The 24,652-nt window shown below is 71.2% G+C and carries 24 protein-coding genes; 9 read left to right on the plus strand and 15 right to left on the minus strand.

What is annotated here, in order from left to right; all coding sequences use genetic code 11:
• The first annotated feature begins 34 nt into the window (after positions 1-34).
• A complete protein-coding gene (gene trpD / locus DEJ05_RS12815; RefSeq protein ID WP_111110575.1) occupies positions 35-1,090 on the plus strand; it encodes an anthranilate phosphoribosyltransferase in 1,056 nt (351 codons plus the stop codon).
• Positions 1,091-1,799: 709 nt separating this feature from the next.
• On the opposite strand, the gene glpK is transcribed toward trpD, so the two are convergent.
• Positions 1,800-3,311 carry a glycerol kinase GlpK gene (gene glpK, locus DEJ05_RS12820; protein WP_071403832.1) on the minus strand — a complete coding sequence of 504 codons (1,512 nt, stop codon included), beginning with the start codon at positions 3,309-3,311 and terminating at the stop codon, positions 1,800-1,802.
• Positions 3,312-3,394: 83 nt separating this feature from the next.
• Positions 3,395-4,120 (minus strand): MIP/aquaporin family protein, encoded by a 726-nt coding sequence (locus DEJ05_RS12825; protein WP_111030103.1) that lies wholly within the window; start codon positions 4,118-4,120, stop codon positions 3,395-3,397.
• Positions 4,121-4,436: 316 nt separating this feature from the next.
• On the opposite strand from DEJ05_RS12825, the gene dhaK reads away from it, so the two are divergent.
• The 3 genes from dhaK to dhaM all read left to right on the plus strand — a co-directional run bounded on the left by dhaK (position 4,437) and on the right by dhaM (position 6,866).
• On the plus strand, positions 4,437-5,438 hold the full coding sequence (gene dhaK, locus DEJ05_RS12830) for a dihydroxyacetone kinase subunit DhaK (RefSeq protein WP_111110576.1): 1,002 nt from the start codon (positions 4,437-4,439) through the stop codon (positions 5,436-5,438).
• Between the two features lie 70 nt (positions 5,439-5,508).
• A complete protein-coding gene (gene dhaL, locus DEJ05_RS12835) occupies positions 5,509-6,135 on the plus strand; it encodes a dihydroxyacetone kinase subunit DhaL (RefSeq protein ID WP_111030104.1) in 627 nt (208 codons plus the stop codon).
• On the plus strand, positions 6,132-6,866 hold the full coding sequence (dhaM, locus tag DEJ05_RS12840) for a dihydroxyacetone kinase phosphoryl donor subunit DhaM (RefSeq protein ID WP_111110577.1): 735 nt from the start codon (positions 6,132-6,134) through the stop codon (positions 6,864-6,866). Before dhaL ends, dhaM begins: the two co-directional genes overlap by 4 nt.
• A 62-nt stretch (positions 6,867-6,928) precedes the next feature.
• Here dhaM and DEJ05_RS12845 read toward each other — a convergent pair whose 3' ends face one another.
• Complete coding sequence (locus DEJ05_RS12845) at positions 6,929-7,507, minus strand: TetR/AcrR family transcriptional regulator C-terminal domain-containing protein (protein WP_111054235.1); 579 nt, start codon at positions 7,505-7,507, stop codon at positions 6,929-6,931.
• A 54-nt stretch (positions 7,508-7,561) separates the two neighbouring features.
• Here DEJ05_RS12845 and DEJ05_RS12850 point away from each other — a divergent pair, with 54 nt between their 5' ends.
• Positions 7,562-8,782 (plus strand): beta-ketoacyl synthase, encoded by a 1,221-nt coding sequence (locus DEJ05_RS12850; RefSeq protein ID WP_111054236.1) that lies wholly within the window; start codon positions 7,562-7,564, stop codon positions 8,780-8,782.
• On the opposite strand, the gene DEJ05_RS12855 is transcribed toward DEJ05_RS12850, so the two are convergent.
• Positions 8,769-9,602 carry a helix-turn-helix domain-containing protein gene (locus DEJ05_RS12855; RefSeq protein ID WP_181440723.1) on the minus strand — a complete coding sequence of 278 codons (834 nt, stop codon included), beginning with the start codon at positions 9,600-9,602 and terminating at the stop codon, positions 8,769-8,771. The genes DEJ05_RS12850 and DEJ05_RS12855 overlap by 14 nt on opposite strands.
• Before the next feature lie 102 nt (positions 9,603-9,704).
• Here DEJ05_RS12855 and DEJ05_RS12860 point away from each other — a divergent pair, with 102 nt between their 5' ends.
• The gene (locus tag DEJ05_RS12860) at positions 9,705-10,385 is read left to right on the plus strand and encodes an SDR family NAD(P)-dependent oxidoreductase (protein WP_111103589.1); all 681 of its coding nucleotides are present in this window, start codon (positions 9,705-9,707) and stop codon (positions 10,383-10,385) included.
• 31 nt (positions 10,386-10,416) lie between these two features.
• Here DEJ05_RS12860 and DEJ05_RS12865 read toward each other — a convergent pair whose 3' ends face one another.
• A complete protein-coding gene (locus tag DEJ05_RS12865; RefSeq protein WP_111103591.1) occupies positions 10,417-10,857 on the minus strand; it encodes a GNAT family N-acetyltransferase in 441 nt (146 codons plus the stop codon).
• A gap of 224 nt (positions 10,858-11,081) precedes the next feature.
• Between DEJ05_RS12865 and DEJ05_RS12870 the strand changes: the two genes are divergently transcribed.
• Entirely contained in the window at positions 11,082-12,113 is a 1,032-nt protein-coding gene (locus DEJ05_RS12870) for an alcohol dehydrogenase catalytic domain-containing protein (RefSeq protein ID WP_111110579.1), read from the plus strand.
• A 15-nt stretch (positions 12,114-12,128) separates the two neighbouring features.
• Here DEJ05_RS12870 and DEJ05_RS12875 read toward each other — a convergent pair whose 3' ends face one another.
• From DEJ05_RS12875 to DEJ05_RS12895, 6 genes are all read right to left on the minus strand, one after another.
• Positions 12,129-12,770: a copper resistance CopC family protein gene (locus DEJ05_RS12875; protein WP_111110580.1), complete on the minus strand. Its 642-nt coding sequence runs from the start codon at positions 12,768-12,770 to the stop codon at positions 12,129-12,131.
• A 183-nt stretch (positions 12,771-12,953) separates the two neighbouring features.
• Entirely contained in the window at positions 12,954-13,109 is a 156-nt protein-coding gene (locus tag DEJ05_RS18150) for a hypothetical protein (RefSeq protein ID WP_163343611.1), read from the minus strand.
• Between the two features lie 127 nt (positions 13,110-13,236).
• A complete protein-coding gene (locus DEJ05_RS12880) occupies positions 13,237-13,503 on the minus strand; it encodes a DUF4190 domain-containing protein (protein ID WP_111030113.1) in 267 nt (88 codons plus the stop codon).
• 123 nt (positions 13,504-13,626) lie between these two features.
• Positions 13,627-16,020 (minus strand): excinuclease ABC subunit UvrA, encoded by a 2,394-nt coding sequence (locus DEJ05_RS12885; RefSeq protein WP_220037024.1) that lies wholly within the window; start codon positions 16,018-16,020, stop codon positions 13,627-13,629.
• 91 nt (positions 16,021-16,111) lie between these two features.
• Entirely contained in the window at positions 16,112-16,564 is a 453-nt protein-coding gene (locus DEJ05_RS12890; RefSeq protein ID WP_110863723.1) for an NUDIX hydrolase, read from the minus strand.
• A 10-nt stretch (positions 16,565-16,574) separates the two neighbouring features.
• Positions 16,575-17,336 carry an SDR family oxidoreductase gene (locus DEJ05_RS12895; protein WP_111110581.1) on the minus strand — a complete coding sequence of 254 codons (762 nt, stop codon included), beginning with the start codon at positions 17,334-17,336 and terminating at the stop codon, positions 16,575-16,577.
• A 154-nt stretch (positions 17,337-17,490) separates the two neighbouring features.
• Between DEJ05_RS12895 and DEJ05_RS12900 the strand changes: the two genes are divergently transcribed.
• Positions 17,491-17,964, plus strand: a complete 474-nt coding sequence (locus tag DEJ05_RS12900) for an NfeD family protein (RefSeq protein ID WP_071244706.1) — start codon at positions 17,491-17,493, stop codon at positions 17,962-17,964.
• Positions 17,961-19,163, plus strand: a complete 1,203-nt coding sequence (locus DEJ05_RS12905) for an SPFH domain-containing protein (protein WP_110863721.1) — start codon at positions 17,961-17,963, stop codon at positions 19,161-19,163. Before DEJ05_RS12900 ends, DEJ05_RS12905 begins: the two co-directional genes overlap by 4 nt.
• Before the next feature lie 72 nt (positions 19,164-19,235).
• On the opposite strand, the gene DEJ05_RS12910 is transcribed toward DEJ05_RS12905, so the two are convergent.
• From DEJ05_RS12910 to tatC, 4 genes are all read right to left on the minus strand, one after another.
• The gene (locus DEJ05_RS12910; protein WP_027465636.1) at positions 19,236-19,586 is read right to left on the minus strand and encodes an RNA polymerase-binding protein RbpA; all 351 of its coding nucleotides are present in this window, start codon (positions 19,584-19,586) and stop codon (positions 19,236-19,238) included.
• 110 nt (positions 19,587-19,696) lie between these two features.
• Entirely contained in the window at positions 19,697-21,289 is a 1,593-nt protein-coding gene (gene lnt, locus DEJ05_RS12915; protein ID WP_258376149.1) for an apolipoprotein N-acyltransferase, read from the minus strand.
• Positions 21,290-21,300: 11 nt separating this feature from the next.
• Complete coding sequence (locus DEJ05_RS12920; RefSeq protein WP_071244709.1) at positions 21,301-23,739, minus strand: RNA helicase; 2,439 nt, start codon at positions 23,737-23,739, stop codon at positions 21,301-21,303.
• Positions 23,736-24,488 (minus strand): twin-arginine translocase subunit TatC, encoded by a 753-nt coding sequence (gene tatC, locus DEJ05_RS12925; protein ID WP_110863923.1) that lies wholly within the window; start codon positions 24,486-24,488, stop codon positions 23,736-23,738. Before tatC ends, DEJ05_RS12920 begins: the two co-directional genes overlap by 4 nt.
• Positions 24,489-24,652: the final 164 nt, after the last annotated feature.

Consider the following 24,652-nt stretch of genomic DNA (forward strand, 5'->3'; position numbering starts at 1 on the left):
CTGGCGGGTCTCTCGAATTCACTACGATCGAGCCATGCCTGACGCACTTTCTTGGCCAGCAGTGATCAGCGCGCTCATGGCGCGCGAGGACCTGACGATCAGGCAATCCACATGGGCCATGGAGGAGATCGTGCACGGGCGCGCCACCCAGGCACAGATCGCAGCCTTCGCCGTGACGCTCCGCGCGAAGGGCGAGACCGTCGACGAGGTCGTCGGGTTCCGCGACGCGATCCTGGACGCCGCGGTTCCGCTCGACGTCGATCCGATGGCGCTCGACATCGTCGGGACCGGTGGCGACGTGGTCGGCACCGTGAACATCTCGACCATGGCAGCCATCGTGATCGCCGCCGCCGGGGTCCCCGTCGTCAAGCACGGCAACAAGGCCAGCTCGTCGAAGTCCGGCTCGAGCGACGTGCTCGCCGCCCTCGGACTCGATCTCACGATGGACGCCGCGCGTGTCGCGGACACCTTCCGGCGTGTCGGGCTGACCTTCGCCTTCGCCAACGCGTTCCACCCCGGTTTCGCCCACGCAGGCCCGGTGCGGCGCGAGATCGGCGTGCCGACGGTGTTCAACTTCCTCGGCCCGCTGGTCAACCCCGCACGGTGCGAGGCCAACGCTGTAGGGGTCGCCCAGCTCGACCTCGTTCCGATCATCACGGGTGTGTTCCAGACGCGCGGCGCGACGGCCCTCGTGTTCCGCGGCGACGACGGACTCGACGAACTGACCACCACCGGGCACAGCCACATCTGGGAGGTCACCGGTGGCCGCGTGACCGAGCACGACCTCGACCCGCGGGACCTCGGCATCGCCCGGGCACGCACGGAGGACCTGCTCGGCGGCGACCCCGAGCACAACGCCGGCGTCGTCCACCGGGTGCTCGCGGGGGAGACCGGACCCGTCCGCGACATCGTCCTGCTGAACGCCGCGGCCGGCCTCGTCTCGTTCCGGCTGGCCCAGGACCCGAACGAGTCCGACCGGCCGATCCTGCAGCGCTTCCGCGAGCAGCTGGTCGTCGCCGCCGAGGCGATCGACTCCGGCGCCGGTGCGCGCAAACTGGCTGATTGGGTCGGCGCAGCTCCCGCCGCGTAGCCCACGCCGCCCCCGCGCACAGTGCGCGGTGCGTCACCCGGTGCGAACCTGCCGGCTCGGTGCTGCGCCGCGAGCGCGCACCAGGCAGTCACCGCTGCACCCGGTCAACAAGCCCGCACCGTGCCGTGGCGGCCACCCCGTGCCGGACCGGAGGGCCGTGGCGGGCCCGCCCCGCGCCTCCAGTCCGCACCGTGCGCGGTGCGCGATCCCGTGCCGCTTCCGCGCTACCCGCACCGTGCGCGGTACGTCACCCGGTGCGAACCTGACGGCTCGGTGCTGCGCCACGAGCGCGCACCCGGCGGTCACCGCTGCACCCCGTGAACAAACCCGCACCGTGCCGTGCCGGCCGCCCCGTGCCGGACCGGAGGGCCGTGGCGGGCCCGTCCCGCGCCTCCAGTCCGCACCGTGCGCGGTCCGCGATCCCGTGCCACCCCAGCGCGAGCCGCACCGTGCGCGGTGCGTCAGCCGGTGCGAGCCTGACGGCTCGGTGCTGCGCCACGGTCGCGCACCAGGCGGTCACCGCTGCACCCGGTGAACAAGCCCGCACCGTGCCGTGCCGGCAACGACCCGACAACCACCCGACGACCGGCCGACCGCGACCAGCCCGCAGGAGACGCAACGCACAGGAGGCCCGGTGCCGGTTCATGGAACCGGCACCGGGCCTCCCGTCGGTGCGTTCAGTGCACGCGGTCAGCGTGCGCGTGCTTCGTTACTGCACGTCCTCGTCGACCCAGTCGAAGGTCTTCGTGACGGCCTTCTTCCACAGGCGGAGCGTGCGCTCGCGCTCGGCGGCGTCGAGCTGGGGCTCCCAGCGCTTGTCCTCCTGCCAGTTGGCACGGAGCTCGTCGAGGTTGGCCCAGAAGCCGACCGCGAGACCTGCGGCGTAGGCCGCACCGAGCGCCGTCGTCTCCGCGACGACCGGACGCACGACCGGCACGTTGAGCATGTCGGCCTGGAACTGCATGAGCTCGCTGTTCGCGGTCATGCCGCCGTCGACCTTGAGCTCGGTCAGGTCCACGCCGGAGTCGGCGTTGACCGCGTCGAGGACCTCGCGGGTCTGGAGCGCCGTCGCCTCGAGGGCGGCACGCGCGATGTGGCCCTTGTTGACGAAGCGGGTGAGGCCGACGATCGCACCGCGGGCGTCCGGACGCCAGTACGGCGCGAAGAGCCCGGAGAACGCCGGCACGAAGTACACGCCACCGTTGTCCTCGACGGTCTTGGCCAGGGCCTCGACCTCCGGGGCGCTGCCGATCAGACCGAGGTTGTCGCGGAGCCACTGGATGAGCGAGCCCGTGACGGCGATCGAACCCTCGAGGGCGTAGTGCGTCTCCTGGTCGCCGAGCTTGTAGCCGACGGTGGTGAGCAGGCCGTTCTCGGAGCGGACGATCTCGGTACCGGTGTTGAAGATCAGGAAGTTGCCGGTGCCGTAGGTGTTCTTCGACTCGCCCTGGTCGAACGCGGCCTGACCGAAGGTCGCGGCCTGCTGGTCGCCGAGGATGCCGGCGATCGGGACCTCGCGCAGCAGGCTCGAGGACTCGACGTGGCCGTAGACCTCGGAGGAGCTGACGATCTCGGGGAGCATCGACTTCGGCACGCCGAAGTCGGCGAGGATGTCGTCGCGCCACTGCAGCGTCTCGAGGTCCATGAACAGCGTGCGGGACGCGTTCGTGACGTCGGTCTTGTGCACGCCGCCGTCGATGCCACCGGTCAGGTTCCACAGGACCCAGGTGTCGGTGGTGCCGAAGAGCAGGTCGCCCGCCTCGGCCTTCTCACGAGCACCCTCGACGTTCTCGAGGATCCACATGATCTTGGTGCCGGCGAAGTAGGTCGCGAGCGGCAGGCCGACGATGGCCTTGTACTTGTCGGTGTCGCCGTCGGCGAGCTTGTCGACGAGCGCCTGCGTGCGGGTGTCCTGCCAGACGATCGCGTTGTAGATCGGCTTGCCGGTGGTCTTGTCCCAGACGACGGCCGTCTCGCGCTGGTTGGTGATGCCGACGGCTGCGACGTCGTGGCGCGTGATGTCGGCACGCGACAGTGCCTGACCGATCACCTCGCGGGTGTTGTCCCAGATCTCGGCGGGGTCGTGCTCGACCCACCCGGCGCGCGGGAAGATCTGCTCGTGTTCCTTCTGCCCGGTCGAGATGATCGAACCGGAGTGGTCGAACACGATTGCTCGGGTCGAGGTCGTGCCCTGGTCGATGGCGACGATGTAGTCGGCCATTGGTGCTCCTTACGGGTGTGTTCGGTGCGGGTGCGTGTGCGGTCGTACGGAACGGCCGTCCACGCCTTCGGGGTGGGGGTGGGTCAGCTGACGATGGGCAGCAGGGCGACGGACAGGCCGGCGGCGAGGGCGCCACCGATCAGCGGTCCGACGACCGGCACCCAGGCGTAGGCCCAGTCGCTCGAGCCCTTGCCCTTGATGGGCAGGAAGGCGTGCGCGATGCGGGGGCCGAGGTCACGGGCCGGGTTGATGGCGTAGCCGGTGGGGCCACCGAGGCTGACACCGATCGCGATCACGAGGAAGGCGACGGGGATCGCACCGAGCGATGCCGGCGTCTGACCGTTCGAGAACGCGATGACGACGAAGACCAGCACGAAGGTGCCGATGATCTCCGTGACGAGGTTCCAGCCGTACGACCGGATCGCGGGGCCGGTCGAGAAGACGCCGAGCTTGGCGGCCGCGTCGGGCTCCTCGTCGAAGTGCTGCTTGTAGGCGAGCCAGACGATGACCGCGCCGATGATCGCGCCGATCAGCTGCGCGAGCCAGTAGAGGAACATCTCGCCGACGGTGATCTTGCCGAGCAGGGCGAGCCCGAGGCTGACCGCGGGGTTGAGCTGACCGCCCGAGCTGTAGGAGACGGTGACACCGGCGAAGACCGCGAAGCCCCAGCCGATGGTGACCATCAGGAACCCGGCTCCGAAGCCCTTGGACTTCGCGAGCGAGACAGCGGCGACGACGCCGCCACCCAGGATGATGAGCATCGCCGTACCGACGAGCTCGGACAGGAAATTGACGCCGATGCCGTCCATCGGTGACCTCCAGTGCGTGAGGGTGGGGGTCCGGCCGTGCTGCGCCGCACTCCCCGTTGAGTGATTGAGGCCAACCATAGTGATGCGGTTCACGGCCCGGCGATGAATTCGTGAGCGAAGTGCGGCATCGTGCACGAACGTGCAGGACGAGTGTCCCCAGCACGATCCCGAGCCGGTGGCGCGTCCTCGGCGCACTGCACGAACGTGCATCGGGAGCGGACGGCTGCCCGTGCCGTCGATGTAGATTGGGCCCACTCCGGTCGACGACGCGCGGTGTGACCGCCACGGTTCGACCCCGTACCCGTGGAGGCACCGCATGAAGAAGCTCATCAATGACCCGCAGGCCGTGGTCGAGGAGACCGTCCGGGGCTTCGCCCGGGCACACGCCGGACACGTCGTCCTGGTCGAGGACCCGATCCACCTGCACCGCGCTGACGCACCCGTCGCCGGCAAGGTCGGGATCGTCAGCGGCGGTGGCAGCGGGCACGAACCGCTGCACGCCGGCTTCGTCGGGTACGGCATGCTCGACGCCGCGGTGCCCGGCCCGGTGTTCACGAGCCCGACGCCCGACCCGATCGTCGCCGCGACGAAGGCCGTCGACGGCGGTGCGGGCGTGCTGCACATCGTGAAGAACTACACCGGCGACGTGCTCAACTTCGAGACGGCCGCCGAACTCGCGGCGATGGACGACGTCCGCGTCGAGTCCGTCGTGGTGGACGACGACGTCGCGGTGCAGGACTCCCTGTTCACCGCCGGCCGTCGCGGTGTCGCCGGGACCGTCGTGGTGGAGAAGTGCGCCGGCGCCGCCGCCGAGCGCGGGGACGACCTGGACGCGGTCGCCGCCGTGGCCCGGCACGTCAACGACGTCACGCGGTCGATGGGGCTCGCACTGGCATCGGGCACCGTCCCGCACGCGGGGGAGCCGTCGTTCGTGCTGGCCGACGACGAGGTCGAGCTCGGCATCGGCATCCACGGCGAGCCCGGCCGCGAGCGGATCGCGATGGCACCGGCGGACGAGCTGGTCGACCGCGTGCTCGAACCGATCCTGACCGACCTCGAGGCCCCGGCCGGGTCGTCGCTGCTGCTCCTGGTGAACGGCATGGGCGGCACTCCGCTGTCCGAGCTCTACATCGCGTACCGACGCGCCGCCGAGGTCCTCTCGGACCGCGGCCACCAGGTCACGCGTAGTTTGGTCGGCGACTACGTCACGTCCCTCGAGATGCAGGGGTTCTCGCTCACCGTCACGGTGCTCGACGACGAACTCACGGCCCTCTGGGACGCCCCGGTGGAGACCCCGGCCCTGCGCTGGGGACGCTGAGCGTCCACGGCCGCTCGACCACCGGACCACGACAACGGGCCACCGGGCCCGACACACGAAGGGAACCGCATTGGCGCTCGACACCGCATGGGCCATCGACTGGGTCCGTCGCACCGCCGCGACGATCGACGAACACCGCGCCGAGCTCGTCACGCTCGACCGTGAGATCGGCGACGGCGACCACGGCGAGAACCTCGACCGCGGGTTCCGGGCCGTGCTCGAGGCCGTCGACTCCGGGTCCTTCGACACCCCGGGTGCCGTGCTCAAGACCGTCGCGACGAAGCTCATCTCGACGGTGGGCGGGGCGGCCGGCCCGCTCTTCGGTACGGCTTACCTGAAGGCGGCGCAGGCCGCCGGTGACGCGGCCGAACTCGACGCGGACACCCTCGTCGCCGTGCTCACCGCCGCCCGCGACGGTGTCGTGTCCCGCGGCAAGGCCGCGGTCGGCGACAAGACGATGGTCGACGCGTGGAGCCCCGCGGTCGACGCCGCAGCAGCGGCCGCCGGTGCCGGCGACGACCCGAAGGCCGTGCTCACCGCAGCAGCCGACGCCGCCGCGCAGGGTGCGGCGGACACCGAGCCGCTCGTCGCCCACAAGGGCCGCGCGAGCTACCTCGGCGACCGCGCGATCGGGTACCGCGACCCCGGTGCGCAGTCGACCGCGTACATCCTGCGCGCAGCGGTGGACGCAGCGTGACCGTCGGCATCCTGGTCGTCTCGCACAGCGCGGCGATCGCGACGGGCACCGTCGAGCTCGCACGGCAGATGGCCGCGGACGTGCCGCTCGTCGCCGCGGGCGGCACGGACGACGGCGGCATCGGCACCTCGTTCGAGGCGATCACCGCCGGCATCGAGGAACTCGCCCAGGCGGACGCCGTCGTGGTCCTGTGCGACCTCGGCTCCGCCTACCTGACGACCGACACCGCGCTCGACTTCCTGGACGACGACGTCCGCGCACGCGTCCACGTGTCGCAGGCCCCGTTGGTCGAGGGAGCGGTGGCCGCTGCGGTCGCCGCCCAGACGGGCGGAGACGCCGACGCGGTGCTGGCCGCCGCTGCATCGGCCGCGGGTTCCGAGGCGGACGCGAGCACCGCCTCCCGTCCGTCCGGTGACCAGCCTGGAGGCACGGGGCCGGCCGACGGGACTGCCCCCGTCGACGACGCGGCCGGCTCCGACCGCGTCAGCGCGTCGGTCGAGCTGGTGAACGAGACCGGGCTGCACGCCCGGCCCGCCGCGGAGTTCGTGAAGACGGCGGCGAAGTACGACGCGAGCGTGCACGTCAACGGCGTGGACGCGAAGAGCCTGCTGGCGATCATGGCCCTGGCGCTGCCGAAGGGTGCGACGGTGTCGATCGACGCGACCGGGCAGGACGCGCAGGCCGCAGTCGACGCCCTGGTGGAACTGGTCCGGTCCGGCTTCGGCGAGTGACACCGCCGCCGGGCGAGTGACAGCGCCGCCGGGGGAGACCCCGGCGGCGGTGCCCGCTCCGGTCAACGGATCGAGATCGTCCCCGCAAGGTCGAGGTCCGAGGGGCCGCCGGTGACCCCGGCGTCCGCGAGCAGGGTGGCACCGAACACGGCGCTCCAGAACGTGCGGGCGTCCCGGGCGACGCCGCTCGGGCTCGTCCAGCCCTGGTCGGCGACGACGCGCTCCAGGTAGCGCTCGGACTGCCGGAAGAGCACGGCGAGCAGCAACCGCACGCGCTCACGCTGCGCCGGGTCGTCCCCGGCGGCCCCGAGCGCGCGGACCACGAGCGGGGTCGACGGCATCGCGAGGGCGGTGCGCGCGAGGAGCTGCCGGAACGACTCCGCCGAGCGGGCACGACGGCCGGCCGCCTGCAGTCGCGTGGTGTCGCGGAGGAACAGGGCGAACGCGGCGTCGAGCACCAGGCGGTCCTTCGAGCCGTAGTGGTGCGTGATCTGGTTCGGGTAGACACCCGCGGCCCGGGCGACCTCGCTGACGGTGACGCTCCGAGCGCCCGCGCTGAGCAGTCCGGCCGACGCGGCGAGGATCCTCGCCCGTGTCGCCGCGCCGCGTGCCGTGCCGGAGCCGTCCACCGTGGTTGCCATGTCGGAATTGTACGTGGTACAACTCAACTTGTTCAACGTACAAGAGGAGTTCCCGTGGACATCGTCATCACCGGCTACGGCGCGGTCTCACCCTTCGGCCACGGCGTCGCGCCGCTCTGGGACGCCCTGGTGGCCGGTCGCTCCGGCGTCCGAGCCCTGCACCGTGACGGAGCACTCTGGGAACAGGTGCCGATCCGGGTCGGGGCCGATGCCACACTCGACGCCGAGGGGTCGCTCGGGCGGGTCCGCGCCAATCGCCTGGACCGCAGTCAGCAGCTGGCGCTCGTCGCCGCGGACGAGGCCTGGGCCGACGCCGGTGCCCCCGCGGTGGAGGGCGACCGCCTCGCCGTGGTCATCGGCACCGGGATCGGGGGAGTGGAGACGCTCCTCGACGCCCACGACGTGCTCGGTGCGTCCGGTGCCCGGCGGGTCTCACCGCGCACGGTGCCGATGCTCATGGCGAACGGTGCCGCCGCGCAGATCAGCATCGCGTTCGGGGCGCGGGGCGGCGCCTACACGACGGTTTCGGCATGCGCCTCCGGTGCGGAGGCCATCGCCACCGCCGCGCGACTCATCGCCACCGGTGAGGCCGACGTCGTCATCACCGGCGGGACCGAGGCCGCCGTCACCCCGGTGACGATGGCGTCGTTCGCCCAGTCGCAGGCCCTCGCGAAGCCCGACGGCGACGACCCGACGACCCTGTCCCGGCCGTTCGACGCCGACCGCCGCGGCTTCGTCCTCGGCGAGGGCGCCGGCATCGTCGTGCTCGAGCGTGCCGACCATGCCGCCGCCCGAGGGCAGCGGTCGCACGGCACGCTCGCCGGGTGGGGGATCACCTCGGACGCGCACCACATCACCGCACCGCTCGCGGACGGCAGCGAGCAGGAGCGGGCGATGCGCGCCGCGATCCGGATGGCGGGCCTCACCGGTGCCGACGTCGACCACGTGAACGCGCACGCGACCGGTACCCCGGTCGGCGACGTCGGCGAGGCGGCCGCCATCAGCCGTGCGGTGGGGACGGGCGCGCTGGTCACCGCTCCGAAGAGCGCGATCGGGCACATGTTCGGCGCTGCCGGCGCGGTCGAGGGGATCCTGACCCTGCGGACGCTCGAGACCGGGATCGTTCCACCGACCCTGAACCTCGACCGGCTCGACCCCGCGGTGGACCTCGACGTCGTCTCCGGCACAGCCCGGACCGCGCCGCTCCGTGCGGCGTTGAACAACTCGTTCGGGTTCGGCGGTCAGAACGCGTCGCTGGTGTTCACCGCGGCGTGAGCTCCTGCAGGCCGGTGACCCGGAGCAGGTCGAGCTTCGCGGCGTCCTCGGAGCCCGGGACGACCGTGTAGACGACGATCCGCAGGTCACCGCCGGGGACGCTCAGCACGTCGCAGTCGATCTCCACCGGCCCGACGGGCGTGTGCACGACCTTGCGGCTCGCACGGTGCTCGGCGATCCGGCCGGTCTCCCATCGCCGGGCGAACTCGGGGGACTCCCGCAGCAGCCGTTCGACCAGGTCCGACAGGTCACGGTCCGCCGGGTAGCGCCCGTACGCCTGCCGCAGGTCGGCCGCGAGGTCGCTCGAGAACTCCTCCTGGTGCTCGTCGTCCCAGTCCACCCCGTCGCGCTCCTGCATGAAGTGCCGCCAGACCAGGTTGCGATCGAGCCCGACGTACCGCGAGGGGTCGCCGTTCACCGCGGCCCACAGCTCGTTCCAGAGCACGATGTCGTGGGTCGCCGTGAACACCGCGAGCGGGACGTCGCCGAGCCGGTCCACCAGCCGCTGCACGCCGGGCGTGATGTGCCGCGGCACCACCTGACGCGACGGCGGGGCGACACCGGCCACCCGGCACAGGTGGTCCCGTTCCTCGGACGACAGCCGGAGCGCCGTCGCGAGGGCGGCGAGCAGCTGCGGCGACGGGTTCGTCGCCCGGCCCTGCTCGAGGCGGACGACGTAGTCGACGCTCACGCCCGCCAGCGCGGCGAGCTCCTCGCGACGGAGGCCCGGGGTCCGTCTGCCGGGGCCGGCCGGCAGGCCGACCGCCTCGGGACGCACCCGGTCGCGCCAGGAACGCAACACGTTCGCGAACTCGCTCATGTCCACCATCATCGCCCCGCGCCTCCAGTCCGTCCTGGTACTGCCGGTCCCACCGTCGCACCGTGCCTGGGGGAGCCGGACCGGCGGGGGCAGGCTGGGCGCATGACAACGACACTGATCACCGGGGCCAACCGCAGCCTCGGACTCGAGACCGCACGCCGACTGCTCGAAGCCGGCCGCACCGTGTACGCCGGCATGCGCGACCCGGCCAGCGGCGACGACGCCCGCGCACTCGGCGCCCACGTCGTGCAGCTGGACGTCACCGACCAGGCCAGCATCGACGCGGCGATCGCGACCATCCCCGAACTCGACGTCCTCGTGAACAACGCCGGGATCCTCGGCACCTCGTTCGGGGTCGACGACCTCGACGCGAGCGCGATGGCGACCGTGCTCGACACCAACGTCACCGGCATCGTCCGGGTGACCCAGGCCGCGCTGCCCCTGCTGCGACGTTCGGCGGCACCCGTCATCGTGAACGTCTCGTCGGGGGTGGGGTTCCCGCGCTGGCTGACGACACCGGGACACGACGAGTACGGGGTGCCTGCGGTGCCGTACGCGGCGTCGAAGGCGGCCGTGATCGCGTTGACCGTGCAGTACGCGAAGAACCTGCCCGGGTTCCGGGTGAACGCGAGCGACCCGGGCTACACGGCGACGGAGTTCAACGGGTTCGGCGGACACCAGACGATCACCGAGGGCACCGACGCCACGGTCAGGCTCGCGACGATCGGCACCGACGGGCCGACGGGGGAGTTCCACAACCGCGAGGGCCGCATCGAGTACTGAGGGGCAGCGCTCCGTGTGCGCCCGCGCCCCGTCAGTCGTGCACGTCGGCGCCGAACCCCGGCCCGGGGCGCATCATCCAGCCGTCCGGGTCGGGCAGCGGGCGGAACCCGAACCGTTCGTACAGCCCGTGGGCATCCGCGGTGAACAGGGCGAAGCGCTTCAGGCCGAGCGGCTCGACCGCCTCGGTCACGCCGCGCACGAGTGCGACCCCGACGCCGCGGCCCCGGGCGTCGGGGTCCACGAACACGTCGGCGAGCCACCCGAACGTCACGCCGTCGGTGATCACCCGCGCGTAGCCGAGCTGCTCGCCGGTCGTCGCGTCGTACACGCCGAAGTTCCGGGAGCCGGCGATGATCGCCTCCTGCGTCGCCCGGTCACGGCCGCGGGCCCAGTACGACTCCTCGCTCAGCCAGCGGTGCACGCGGTCGACGTCGAGGTCTTCGGGGTCGGCGGAGAAGCGCAGATCGGTCACGTGACGAGTCAACCGGCGGACGCGCCTGCGGCGCAACGGCCGATCGGGGTGCGGTGGACCGCTCGCGTGGTCGGGTGGTCGGGTGGCCGTCGGCCTGGAGGCCCGTGGGGACCCCGGCGGACGGGTCGCCTCGGGCGGTCGGTCGCGCTGGTCCGCCGTCGGGCGTCGGGCGTCCGGCGTCCGGCGTCCGGCGTCCGGCGTCCGGCGTCTGTCAGGATGGCCGCATGCGCGCCGTCCAGTACGCCCAGTTCGGTTCCGTCCCCTCGATCGTCGACCTGCCGGAACCGGTCGCACCCGAGCACGGCGTCGTCGTCCGAGTGGCCGCCACCGGCGTCTGCCGCAGCGACTGGCACGCGTGGAAGGGCCACGACGACTCGGTCCGGCTGCCGCACGTGCCCGGCCACGAGTTCGCCGGTGTCGTCGCGGCGATCGGGGCGGGCGTCCAGCGTTTCGCCGTCGGCGACCGGGTCACGGCACCGTTCGTGTTCGCCTGCGGGACCTGCGCCGAATGCCTCGACGGCGCGACCCAGGTGTGCACCGCCCAGCAGCAGCCCGGGTTCGACCTGCAGGGCTCGTACGCGGACTCCCTGGTCGTCCCGCACGCCGACCTGAACCTCGTCGCGCTGCCCGACGCCGTGGACTTCGCGGTGGCGGCGGCGCTCGGCTGCCGATTCGGCACCGCGTTCCACGCCCTGCACGCCCGAGGGCGCGTCGCCGCAGGGGAGTGGGTCGTGGTCTACGGCTGCGGGGGAGTCGGGCTCTCCGCGGTCATGGTCGCCGTTGCCGCCGGCGCGCACGTCGTCGCCGTCGACGTCTCCGCGGCAGCACTCGAACGCGCCGCTGCCCTGGGCGCCGACACCGTGCTGATGGACGACGATGCCGTCACGACGGTCCGATCCCGGACGGGAGGCGGAGCGCACGTCTCGCTCGACGCCTACGGCAGCCGTGCCACCTCCGTCGCCGCCGTGGCGTCCCTGCGTCCGCGCGGCCGGCACGTGCAGGTCGGGCTGCTCCTCGACGACGAAGCCACCCCGGCGATCCTGATGGGCCGGGTCATCGCGGACGAACTCGAACTGCTCGGCAGCCACGGCGCGGCGGTCGGGGAGTACGGCGCGATGCTGGACGCCATCGTGGCCGGACGACTGCGTCCTGAGGAGACGATCGGCCGCACGATCGGCTTCGACGACCTGCCCGAGGCACTCGTCGCGATGGACCGCCCGGCAACGTCGTCAGGCATGACGGTGGCGGTGTTCTGAGGCTCGAGCGTCCCGTCAGCCCTCGGTCCGCGCGTCGGCGCCCCGGCGTTTGCGGAGCACGACCGCACCGATGACGAGCACTGCCAAGATCCCGACGACCCCGAACAGGAGTGCCGGGCCGCCGTGGCCGTGCGCGTGCGTTCCGGCACCCGTGTTCGGTGCGGCTCCCGCTGCCGCTGCCGACGGTTCCGAGGATGATGTGGGCGCGGCCGTCGGGCTCGTCGTCGTGTGTGGGACGGTCGGAGATGCGGCCGGCTCCACCGAGAACGCGAGCTGCCCCTCGATCGGATGGCCGTCGGGGGAGACGTACCGCCAGACGAGGGTGTGCGGGCCGGGGGAGAGCGACACCGCCTTGGACATCGAGGTGCCGTCGACGGCAACCGCTCCGGACGACTCGTCGGTCCCGCCGTCGTCCCGGACCTCGATGCGCAGACCGGCTTCGAGCCCGGCAAGCGGCGCCTCGCTGAAGCTGAGTGCCACTCGCTCAAGGTCGGCAGCCACGGTGGCGCCGTCCGCCGGATCACTCGATGTCAGTGCTGCGCGCGCCGATGCGGGTGTCGTGCCGATCAGCACGAGGAACGCGGACAGGGCGACGGCGAACAGGACCCGGGGTGTCACGAAGCGGGAGCGGCGTTGGTCATCTCGGTGATCGTGCACGGATCCAGGCTAGGGAAGCGATGTCGAGCGTCCCGTCAGCCGAGCGGGGCCTCGGAACGTCCGAGTTGACATAATATGCATTATCGGCGCTCCGGCGGACGCCCCGTACGACGCTTCGTGAGCAGAAGAGGTCGAGTCCGCTGCACGGACCCGACCTCTTCTGCTCACTGGATGACGACGGTGTCAGTCGGCGGGCTTCGTCGGGACGTCGTCGGCGTCGATCTCGAGCGCCGCCGGCTCGCCGCCCTGTTCCTCCAGGGTGTCCTGGTCGGTGTCGGGCTGCTCCGGCGACTCGCTCTGGGTGGTCTCTTCGGCTGGGTCAGGCTGGCTGTAGCTCATGCGCCGGACGGTACGCCCGCGTTCCTGAACAGCTGCAAGCTCGGCGCCCGAGACGTTTGGTGAGCAGCAATGGTCGAGTCCATCCGCTGGACTCGACCATTGCTGCTCACGATGCGAAGCGCACCACTCACATGTTCGAGAGCGCCACCGCGTTGATGATGAAACCGATCACACCGATGACGATGGCGACGATCGACAGGATGACGCCCGCCGTGATCATCCCGCGGCTGCCGCCACGCTTGCGCGCCGAGATGCCGAGCACGAGACCGACGATGCCGCCGATGACACCGACGATCGGCACGAACAGACCCACGACGGTCCCGATGATGCCGAGCACCAGGGAGACGATGGCGAAGGTGTTCGACTGCGCGGGCGCGTTGCCGGGGTTGGACATGGTGGAGCTCCTTCTGGTCAGGACGCCGATCCAGGCCGGGCAGCCGATCGTGAGCGTCAGTCAGAACGCTAGTCCTCACACACGGCTGGTGCCCAGATTCGCCGTCCGAGCCTGTCCCCCGACTCAGGCTCCGACGTACGCCGCGAGGTGCTGCCCGGTCAGGGTCGACCGCGCCGCCACGAGTGCAGCGGGCGTCCCCTCGAACACGATCCGTCCACCGTCGTGCCCGGCGCCCGGCCCGAGGTCGATGATCCAGTCGGCGTGCGCCATCACGGCCTGGTGGTGCTCGATCACGACGACCGTCCGGCCGGCGTCGACGAGCCGGTCGAGCAGGCCGAGCAACTGCTCGACGTCGGCCAGGTGCAGGCCCGCGGTCGGCTCGTCGAGCACCACCACGCCGCCCCGGTCACCGAGGTGCGTCGCGAGCTTGAGTCGCTGCCGCTCTCCCCCGGACAACGTGGTGAGCGGCTGGCCGATCGTCAGGTACCCGAGCCCCACGTCGGCGAGCCGGGCGAGGATCGTGTGGGCGGCCGGCAGTGCGGACTCCCCCGCTGCGAAGAACGCCAGCGCGTCGGCGACGGACATGCCGAGCACCTCGCTGATGTCCTTCCCGCCCAGGTGGTACCCGAGCACGGACTGGTCGAACCGCTTGCCGTCGCACTCGACGCAGGGGCTCGCGACGCCCGCCATCATGCCGAGGTCGGTGTACACGACACCGGCACCGTTGCACGCCGGGCAGGCGCCCTCCGAGTTGGCGCTGAACAGCGCGGGCTTGACGCCGTTGGCCTTCGCGAACGCCTTGCGGATCGGCTCGAGCAGGCCGGTGTACGTCGCCGGGTTGCTCCGCCGTGACCCACGGATCCCGCTCTGGTCGATGGCGACCACGTCGTCGCGCCGGGCCAGCGACCCGTGGATGAGCGTGCTCTTGCCCGAGCCGGCGACCCCCGTCACGACGGTGAGCACCCCGGTGGGGACGTCCACGTCGACGTCGTGCAGGTTGTGGGCCGAGGCGCCGCGGATCGCGATCGCCCCATCCGGACGACGGACCTCGGACTTCACGGTGACGCGGTCGTCCAGGTGCTGACCGGTCACGGTCCCGCTGGCACGCAGCCCGTCGACGGACCCCTGGTAGCAGAGCGTCCCACCGCCGGAACCGGCACCGGGTCCGAGGTCGACGACGTGGTCGGCGATCGCGATGACCTCGGGCTTGTGCTCGACGACCAGGACGGTGTTGCCCTTGTCGCGCAGCCGGACGAGCAGCTCGTTCATCCGCTCGATATCGTGCGGGTGCAGCCCCGTGCTCGGCTCGTCGAAGACGTACGTGACGTCACTGAGCGAGGAGCCGAGGTGCTTCACCATCTTCACGCGCTGCCCCTCTCCCCCGGACAGCGTGCCGGTCGGGCGGTCGAGCGACAGGTAGCCGAGTCCGATCTCGACGAAGGACTCGAGCAGGTCGCGGAGCCCCTCGAGCAACGGCCCGACCCCCGGGTCGTCCAGACCCCGCAGCCAGGCGACGGCGTCGGTGATCTGCATCGCGCAGACGTCGGCGATGCTGCGGCCCGCGACCTTCGACGAGCGGGCGGTGTCGTTCAACCGGGTCCCGTCACAGGCCGGACACGTCGTGAAGGTCACCGCACGGTCGACGAACGCCCGGATGTGCGGCTGCATCGCCTCGCGGTCCTTCTGCAGGAACGATCGGCGGACCCGGTGCACGAGCCCCTCGTAGGTCATGTTGATGCCGGCGATCTTCTGCTTCGTCGGCTCGCGGTACAGGAAGTCCTGCCGCTCCTGCTCGGTGAAGTCGCGGATGGGGGTGTCCCGGTCGAAGTAGCCCGACTCGGCGTACAGCCGCACGTTCCACCCGTCGGTCCCGTACCCGGGGATCGTGAGCGCGCCGTCCCCGAGCGACTTCGTGTCGTCGAACAGCTGCGTCAGGTCGATGTCGTTCACCAGCCCCCGGCCCTCGCAGTCCGCGCACATGCCGCCGAGCCGTGTGAACGAGACCTTCTGGGCCTTCGCGTCCGCACCCTTCTGCACCGTGATCGCTCCCCCGGCCGTCACGGTGGCGAGGTTGAACGAGAACGCGTTCGGCCCCCCGATGTGCGGCTGACCGAGTCGGCTGAACAGCACGCGCAGCATCGCGTTCGCGTCCGTGGCGGTGCCGACGGTGGAGCGCGGGTCGGCGCCGATGCGCTCCTGGTCGACGACGATCGCGGTGGTCAGGCCGTCCAGCAGGTCGACGTCCGGGCGCGCGAGCGAGGGCATGAACCCCTGCACGAACGCGCTGTAGGTCTCGTTGATCATCCGCTGCGACTCGGCGGCGACGGTGCCGAACACGAGCGAGCTCTTGCCCGAGCCGGAGACCCCGGTGAACACCGTGAGGCGCCGCTTCGGCAGGTCCACGTCGACGTCGCGCAGGTTGTTCGCGCGGGCACCGCGCACCCGGATCCGGCCGTGCCGGTCGGCAGGGTGCGCGTCGGCGCCGGCGGGGTCGTCGTCGACCGGATCGGTGTGCATGCGGGTCAGCGTACCGACGGGAGGCCCGTGGCGGGGCCGCCACGGGCCTCCCGTCCGGTCCCGGGTCGGCCGTCAGGCCGTGGTGCGGTGTTCAGGCGCCGTGACGGCGCACCAGGTCCGGCAGCTCGGCGGGTTCAAACTCCTCGTCGGTCGCCTCGAGTTCGTCGGCGGTCCACCACCGCGAGGCGAGGATGTCGACGCGCTCGTCGTCGGTCCACTCGGCGTCCGACAGCTCGAAGCCCGGCGTGCGGACGACGTAGAACTCGGCGTGCCCGCGGTCGTGGTCGGCGAGGTCCCACTCGACCGTGAAGTCCCAGGACCACACCGGCTCGCCGGGTTCGTCGATGACGATCCCGGTCTCCTCGCGCAGCTCGCGGATCGCGGCGTCGCGGTGGGTCTCCCCCGGGTCGACCCCACCACCCGGCGTGATCCAGCGGTGGGCGCCGTCCGACGAAGGCGAATTCGTGTCCATCAGGAACACGCGGCCCTCGGGGTCGAGCAGCAGGATGCGGGAGGTGCGGCGCAGGCCGGGCTTCGCGGTCACCCGCCCGACGTTAGCCGACGAAACCGCTGACGTCGCCGACCAGCTTGGTGTGGTCGGCGGGGATCGGCTCGACGGCGGCGAGGGCGATCTCGGCCGCGAACTCGGACACGCTGTAGAGCTTGCCGACCTCCTGCCGACGACCCTCGATCGCGCCGGGGTTCAGGCGGTTCAGCAGCGTCGCGGTGATCGTGCCCTCGATCATGTCGCCGGAGACGACGACGAACTCGATGCCGGCAGCCTCGAGCTGCGGGATGAGCTCACGGAGGGCGAGTTCTCCGGCGCGCTTGCTCTTGGCGACCGGGACGTACTCGTCCATCGTCTCGGCGGTCTCGACGAAGTGCGCCTGGTGGCTCGTGACGAACACCACGCGGGACCCGGCGGGCATGTGCGGCACGGCGGTCTGCAGCATGTCGACCTGGGCGTCGCGGTTCAGGCGGAGCGCGTAGTCCTCGCCGACGCCGGACTCCATGCCGCCGGAGGCGTTGAGCACGAGCAGGTCGATGCCGCCCCACTCCTGGACGACGGTGTCGACGAGGGCCCGCACGGAGTCGTGCTCGGTGAGGTCGGCGCCGACGGCCAGGGCGGAGCCACCGGCCTCGACGATCTTCTCGGCGATCTGCTCCGCGCGCTTGGCCTTGTTGCGGTAGTTCACGACGACCTTCGCCCCGGCCTCGGCGAGGTACCCGACGGTGTCGGCGCCGATGCCACGGGACGAACCGGTGACGACGGCGCGCTTGTCGGTGAGGGATCCGGGGGCGAGGGGGTTGCTCACAGTCGTGTTCTCCAGGTCTGGTTCCGGCCGGTCGGGCGCACCGAGCCTACCAATCGCCTGCACGACCGTCGGACGGCCCTGATATGTTGAACGGAGTTGTACCGGCTGTCGCGACGCAGCGAGCCGCCGCGCGCGACCGAGGGAGGGAGATCGCGTGAACGGAATCGATTGGATCCAGAGCACCGTCTGGATCGGCCTGGTGTTGCTCCTGGGCGTGGTCGAGATCTTCACCCTCGACTTCATCTTCATCATGCTCGCGGCGGGTGCCGCCGGCGGGTTGATCGCTGCACTGCTCGGCGCCCCGTGGTGGCTGTCCGCCATCGTCGCCGCGGTGGCCGCACTCGTGCTGCTGTCGCTCGTCCGACCGCGACTGCTCGTCGCGCTCGGCCGCGGTGCCGACCCGCACCGCACCAACGTCGAGGGCCTCATCGGGCTCGCCGGCACGGTCGCGGTCGCCTTCACCTCCTCCAGTCCTGGTCAGGTGCGCCTGGCCAACGGCGAGACCTGGAGTGCACGGTTCGCCGCGGACTCCGTCGACCGCACACCGCCACTCGGGACCCCCGTGGTCGTCGAGTCGATCGAGGGGTCGACCGCGGTCGTGCGCCTCGCAGAAAGGGCCACCTCGTGACCAGCATCTCCCCGGGGACGATCGCACTGCTCGTGCTCGTCCTCGTCGTCGTCATCTTCGTGATCGTCGTCCTGGCGAAGGCGATCCGGATCGTCCCGCAGGCCACCGCGGGCGTCGTCGAACGACTCGGCAAGTACCACAAGACCCTCAACCCGGGCTTGAACCTTCTCGTCCCGTTCATCGACCGCCTGCGGCCGCTGCTCGACATGCGTGAGCAGGTCGTCTCGTTCCCGCCGCAGCCCGTGATCACCGAGGACAACCTGGTGGTCTCGATCGACACGGTCGTCTACTTCCAGGTGACCGACGCCCGCGCCGCGACGTACGAGATCGCGAACTACCTCGGCGCCGTCGAGCAGCTCACCACCACCACGCTCCGCAACGTCGTCGGTGGCCTGAACCTCGAAGAGGCCCTGACCAGCCGCGACAACATCAACGGCCAGCTCCGCGTCGTCCTCGACGAAGCCACGGGCAAGTGGGGCATCCGCGTCGGCCGAGTCGAGCTCAAGGCGATCGAGCCGCCCGTGTCCATCCAGGACGCCATGGAGCAGCAGCTCCGTGCCGAGCGCAGCCGACGTGCCGCGATCCTCCAGGCCGAGGGAACCAAGCAGTCCCAGATCCTCGAGGCCGAGGGACAGCGACAGGCAGCGATCCTGGCCGCCGAGGGTGACGCCAAGGCACAGGTGCTCCGTGCCGAGGGTGAAGCCCAGGCCATCGCGACCGTGTTCGAGGCCATCCACACCGGCGACCCGGACGAGAAGCTGCTGTCCTACCAGTACCTGCAGACCCTGCCGAAGATCGCCGAGGGCACCTCGAACAAGCTCTGGATGATCCCGAGCGAGTTCACCGAGGCACTGTCCGGCATCGCGAAGGGCTTCAGCGCCAGCCGCGGTGGCGGCGCCGGTCCGGTCGCCGGCGGCGCCGGTGGCACGGACTTCCTGTCCCGGATCTCGAAGCTCGCGAACGAGAGCCTGGCGAACACCGCAGCGGCGGACACCACGATGCCGCGTGCCGACGCCACCGCCGCGGACATCGTCCCCGAGTCCGACCTCGACGCACGCCTGGCGGAGTCGAACCGCAGTGTCGATGCGCACCTCGCGGCCGCCGACGACGCGACCGCCGAGCAGGTCGGGGACACTCCGCCCACGCCGGGCGACGACGCCTCCGGTCACCGCACCAGCGACGGCTCCGGTCGGCGCTGACGGTCCCGCACCAACGAACGACGACGCCCGCCCCGGGGAACCGGGGCGGGCGTCGTCGTGTGGTCGGTGGTGTCAGGCGCCGCGTCGTGCGCGGAGGACCTGCAGGCGCTCTTCGAGGAGCTCCTCGAGTTCCTCGCGCGAGCGGCGCTCGAGCAGCATGTCCCAGTGGGTGCGGGGTGCCTTCACGTCCTCTTCGGCGACCTCGACGGGGATCCCGTCGTCGCCGAGCAGCCGGCCCTCGCGACCGGAGCGCGGCTCCGACCAGGTCTGGGGGACGTCCGCATCGGCCGAGAAGACGATGTCGAACGTCTCACCCGAATCCGTCTGGTAGACCGCGCGCTTGCGATCTGAGAGCTCGACGCCCTCTTCGCTCTGGAGACTCTGACTCCCGAGCCGCATGCCGCGGAGACTCCGATCAGCCATGTGTGTGCTCCTCTCGCTCGTCTGCCCTCCACAACACTGTCCCACGCCCCATCAATCCCGTACCGGCGCATTCACAGTCCGTTCCCAGTGGCTGGGCGCGGCGGGTCCGATCAGGAGCGGGTGCGACGGCCCCAGGGCGCGCAGGCGAGGAGCACGAGGAGGCCGCCGAGGGAGAGCAGGAGCGTGATCGAGCCGGACAGGATCGACGCCGGGGTGGTGGACGTGCCGAGCGGCACGTCGGTCACCATCGACGTCGCGGTGTACTCCGGCACCCGGTCGATCGTGCGCCCGCTCGGGTCGATGACCTGCGACGCTCCGACGGTCGAGATGTTCACCAGCGACCGACCGGTCTCGATGGCCCGCATCCGCGCGATCTCGAGCTGCTGCAGGTTCTCGTCGGTGCCCGAGAAGTCGGCGTTGTTCGTCTGCGCGAGGATCACCTGCGCTCCCCCGCGCACCATGTCGGCGGTCAGACCGTCGTCGACGATGTCGAAGCAGATCGAGATGCCGGCACGGATGCCCGCGACGGAGAGCACGTTCGGCTTCGTCCCCGGCTTGTAGTCGCGCTGCAGCAAACCGATCAGCGACGGTGCGAGCTTGGAGAAGAACCAGCGGTCGGGCACGTACTCGCCGAACGGCACCGGGCGCTTCTTGTCGTAGGACGACTGCCAGCCGTCCGCGGTCCACACGAACGATGTGTTGTGCAGCACCCCCGACGGGGTCTGCGTGATGGCACCCGCGACGATCGGGGCGTCGAGCGAGTCGACCACCGAGTCGAGGGCGGAGGCGATGACCGGCTGCTGGCGCGGGTCGTACTCCGCACCGGCCTCAGGCCAGACGACGAGGTCCACACCCTTCGCGTCCACGTCCGTCGCCGCGACCTGCGCCGCCAGGACGTCGCCGGGCTCCGCACGGTCGAAGTAGCCCGCGGGACCGTTGCCCTGCACCGCCTCGACCCGGATCGTGCCGCTCGTCGCCGTCGGCCACGCCGGCACGGCCAGGACCGCCGCGACGAGCAGACCCGCCGTCGCCACCCGCACGGGCAGCCGGAGCGTCACGCCCGGCACGCGGGGTGCCACGAGCGCGAGCGACACCACGACCGCGACGCAGTACACGACGATGAACGTCAGCCCGAGGACGCCGACGTACGCGGCCAGGTGCGTGAACGGCCCCTGCGACTGCGACAGGCCGACGCGCCCCCAGGCGAAACCGCCGTACGGCCAGCTCCCCGAGAACCACTCGCGTCCGGTCCAGAGTGCGGCGACGACGGCCGGGAGGCCCCACACGCGTCCGGCGGTCGAGGGCACCACGCGGGCGACCCAGCGGTACGCCAGGGCGATGGCGACGCTGCCGAGCGCGAAGAACGCGGCTTCGAGCAGGGCGAGTGCGAACCACGGGACCGGGCCCAGGTAGCGACCGGCCCACGAGATGGCCGGGATCCAGAACGCCGCGCCGGCGAGGTAGCCGATCCACGCCGCACGCCGCGCCCGCTGCCCCATCACCGCGAGCAGCATGCAGGCGAGTGCCGGGTAGGCGAGGAACCACCATCCGGGCGACGGGAACGCGAGGGCGAAGAGGATGCCGCCGATGACGGCCAACGGCACCGCGGTGCCCAGCGGCAACGCGGCGAACGGGCCCGTCGCGACCGCCCCGCGGCCGACGGGAGCGGGCAGCCCGCGCACACTTGTCTCCGGAACCGGCACCGGGCCTCCTGTCAGACCGCCGCGTAGGCGACGATGCCGCGGCGAACCGCGTCCGTCGCCCGTCGGGCGGTCTGGGCGAGTTCGTCGTCGCCGGCGTTCCGGATCTGGTCGAGCAGGTCGATGACCTGCTTCGACCAGCGGACGAAGTCGCCAGCCGGCAGGTCGAGGGTGCGGAGGACGTCGTCGAGGGCCGAGCCCGAGGCCCAGCGGAACATGCCGACGGCCATCGCGGGGGTCGGCGGCTGCGAACCGGCCAGGCGCGCCGCACGTTCGATGTCGTCCAGGCGCGACCAGATGGTCAGTGTCTCGTCGAGCGCGGGGCGGAACGCACCGCGGGGCAGGGCGTGCTCCGTGCCGGGCGCGTCCTCGCGGCGGGGCTGGTAGATGATCGTCGCGGCCATGGCGGCGAGCTGCGCCGGGGTGAGGTCCTTCCAGACCCCCGCCTCGAGGCACTCGGCGACCAGCAGGTCGCGGTCGCCGTAGATGCGCTGCAGGCGACGGCCACCCGCGGCCACCGTGGCTTCACCGTTGCCGGCGTCCACCAGGTAGCCGAGCTCGAGCAGGACCTCGGTGACACGGTCGAACGTCGTGGCGACGGCGCCCGTGCGGGACCGGATCTGCTGGACGAGCTTGTCATTGGCGCGCTTGAGCTTCCACCAGCGCTCGGACCAGCGGGCGTGGGCCTCGCGTTCCGGGCAGGCGTGGCAGGGGTGGCGCTGCAGCTGGCGGCGGACCGCCGTGATCGCGGCCTGGCGTTCCTGGCGGGCGCCGTGCGACGCCTCGCGACCGCCGGGCACGTTCGTGCGCTCGAGGTCGGAGAGCTCACGGCGGAGTGCCGAGTACTCGGTGAAGTCGCCGAGGTGGCACTGCATCGCCTCGCGGTAGCCGTCGAGCGACTCCTGCTGCGAGCGGACCTTGCGGGCGAGGTCGACCACCGACCGGTCGGCCTGGAACTGTGCGAACGACGTCTCGAGGACCTCGCGCGTGCGCTGCCGGCCGAACTGGTCGATCAGGTTGACGGCCATGTTGTAGGTCGGCTTGAACGACGAGTTGAGCGGGTACGTGCGGCGGCTGGCCAGCGACGCGACGGCCTGCGGGTCGAGTCCGTCGGTCCACTGGATGACCGAGTGCCCCTCGACGTCGATGCCACGACGACCGGCACGACCGGTGAGCTGCGTGTACTCCCCCGGGGTGATCGGCACACGGGCTTCGCCGTTGAACTTCTCGAGCTTCTCGAGCACGACGGTGCGCGCCGGCATGTTCACGCCGAGCGCCAGGGTCTCGGTGGCGAACACGACCTTCAGGAGCTTGCGCTGGAAGAGGTTCTCGACGACCTCCTTGAAGGCGGGGAGCAGGCCGGCGTGGTGCGCCGCGACCCCGCGCTCGAGCCCCTCGAGCCACTCCCAGTAGCCGAGGACGGCCAGGTCTTCGTCGAGCAGGGTGCGGCAGTGGTACTCCGCCGTCTCGCGGATCTCGTTGCGCTCCTGCACCGTCGTCAGGGACAGGCCCGAGCGCAGGACGTTGCGGACGCCCTGGTCGCAGCCGTTGCGGCTGAACACGAAGAAGATCGCGGGCAGGAGCATCCGCTCGTCGAGCATGTGCGCGATCTGTTCGCGGTGCACCTTCTCGGTGCGGGGCCCGCGACGCTCGGGGTAGCCACCACGACCGCGCCGGCCGCGGTGGCCGCCGCCGTTCCGCTCGCTCCGCGAACCGCCACCGACCATGCGGAGCAGTTCCGGGTTCACGCGGTTCGTCGCCGCGGCACCGCTCGAGTCGAAGAGGTCGACCATCTTCGAACCGACCAGGACGTGCTGCTCGAGCGGGACGGGACGGTCTTCGGAGACGATGACGTCGGTGTCGCCGCGGACGGTCTGCAGCCAGTCGCCGAACTCCTCGGCGTTGGACACCGTGGCGCTGAGCGAGACCAGGCGGACCTCGGTCGGGAGGTGCAGGATGACCTCTTCCCACACGGCACCGCGGAACCGGTCGGCCAGGTAATGCACCTCGTCGAGGACCACCCAGGCGAGGTCGTCGAGCAGGTCCGAGTCGGCGTAGATCATGTTCCGGAGCACTTCGGTCGTCATCACGACGACGCGGGCGCGTGGGTTCACGTTCGTGTCGCCGGTGAGCAGCCCGACCTCGGACTCGCCGTAGACGTCGACGAGCTCGGCGTACTTCTGGTTGCTGAGCGCCTTCATCGGCGTCGTGTAGAAGACCTTCGCCGTCGGCTGGCGCATGGCGAGCCAGATGGCGAACTCGGCCACGATCGTCTTGCCGGCTCCGGTCGGGGCGGCGACCAGGACGCTGCGGCCCTGGTCGAGCGAGTCGCAGGCGGCGAACTGGAACGGGTCGAGGTCGAACCGCAGGTCCGTCCGGAAGAGCTCGAGGTTGCGCGACCGGTTGCGCACCTTGGCCGCGGCGAACCGCTCGGCCGCACTCGTGCCACTCACAGGTCGTACTCCTCGTCGAGCTTCGCCTGACGCTTGGCCAGACGGCGGTCGTGGATCCACGCGATGAAGCAGGCCGCGACGTACAGCACGGTCATCGGGATGGCCAGCAGGAACATCGAGATGACGTCGGCACTCGGCGTGACGATGGCGCAGAAGACCAGGATGCAGAGGATCGCGACGCGCCAGCTCTTGATGATCGCGGAGGCCGACAGCACCCCGACGAAGTTCAGCAGCACGATGAACACCGGCAGCACGAACGCGATGCCCACCGCGACGATGAGCTTGATGACGAAGTCGTAGTACGCCTTCGCATCGACGATCGAGGTGTCCTGGCTCGACACGAAGCTGCCGAGGATGCCGACCACGTGCGGCAGGATGTACCACCCGAAGTAGCACCCGGCGAAGAACAGCGGGATCGCGGTGCCGAGGAAGCCCCAGACGTACTGCCGCTCACGCCGGACGAGCGCGGGAACGATGAACGCCCAGATCTGGTACAGCCAGACCGGGCTCGCGATGACGACGCCGATGGTGATCGCGATCTGCAGCTTCAGGTCGAACGCCCCGGTGATCATCGGGAAGTTCAGCTCGGCCGTGTGTCCGCCGACCTTGGCGAGCTCGGTCACCGGTGCCCGGAGCGCGTCGAGCACCCACGGGGTGAGGAACCAGCCGCCGATCGCACCGACGACGATCGCCACGACTGCGCGGAAGAGACGGTTGCGCAGCTCGATGAGGTGCTGCCCGAGCGACATGCGGCCTTCGGCGTCGGTCTTCTGGCGCCCCTGCCGCTTCGCTCGCCCGCGCGCGGTCGTCGAAGCCATGTGCTCGATCTTACGGGGTCGGGACCGACAGTCCGCCGGGCGTCGGCGCGGCCGCGTGGCGGGTGGGTGGCAGGCTGTCTCTTATACACATCTCC

Origin of the sequence: Curtobacterium sp. MCLR17_045 (assembly GCF_003234405.1) — a bacterium.
In the GTDB taxonomy this organism is placed as follows: domain Bacteria; phylum Actinomycetota; class Actinomycetes; order Actinomycetales; family Microbacteriaceae; genus Curtobacterium; species Curtobacterium flaccumfaciens.

Excerpts from the sequence above, each read along its gene's own strand:
- DEJ05_RS12880 (WP_111030113.1), bottom strand. The coding sequence starts at position 13,503 with ATGTCCAACCCCGGCAACGCGCCCGCGCAGTCGAACACCTTCGCCATC.
- glpK (WP_071403832.1), bottom strand. The coding sequence starts at position 3,311 with ATGGCCGACTACATCGTCGCCATCGACCAGGGCACGACCTCGACCCGA.
- DEJ05_RS12860 (WP_111103589.1), top strand. The coding sequence starts at position 9,705 with ATGACAACGACACTGATCACCGGGGCCAACCGCAGCCTCGGACTCGAG.
- DEJ05_RS12885 (WP_220037024.1), bottom strand. The coding sequence starts at position 16,020 with ATGCACACCGATCCGGTCGACGACGACCCCGCCGGCGCCGACGCGCAC.
- DEJ05_RS12825 (WP_111030103.1), bottom strand. The coding sequence starts at position 4,120 with ATGGACGGCATCGGCGTCAATTTCCTGTCCGAGCTCGTCGGTACGGCG.
- trpD (WP_111110575.1), top strand. The coding sequence starts at position 35 with ATGCCTGACGCACTTTCTTGGCCAGCAGTGATCAGCGCGCTCATGGCG.
- DEJ05_RS12845 (WP_111054235.1), bottom strand. The coding sequence starts at position 7,507 with ATGGCAACCACGGTGGACGGCTCCGGCACGGCACGCGGCGCGGCGACA.
- dhaK (WP_111110576.1), top strand. The coding sequence starts at position 4,437 with ATGAAGAAGCTCATCAATGACCCGCAGGCCGTGGTCGAGGAGACCGTC.
- tatC (WP_110863923.1), bottom strand. The coding sequence starts at position 24,488 with ATGTCGCTCGGGCAGCACCTCATCGAGCTGCGCAACCGTCTCTTCCGC.
- DEJ05_RS18150 (WP_163343611.1), bottom strand. The coding sequence starts at position 13,109 with ATGAGCTACAGCCAGCCTGACCCAGCCGAAGAGACCACCCAGAGCGAG.
- DEJ05_RS12870 (WP_111110579.1), top strand. The coding sequence starts at position 11,082 with ATGCGCGCCGTCCAGTACGCCCAGTTCGGTTCCGTCCCCTCGATCGTC.
- DEJ05_RS12855 (WP_181440723.1), bottom strand. The coding sequence starts at position 9,602 with ATGAGCGAGTTCGCGAACGTGTTGCGTTCCTGGCGCGACCGGGTGCGT.
- DEJ05_RS12910 (WP_027465636.1), bottom strand. The coding sequence starts at position 19,586 with ATGGCTGATCGGAGTCTCCGCGGCATGCGGCTCGGGAGTCAGAGTCTC.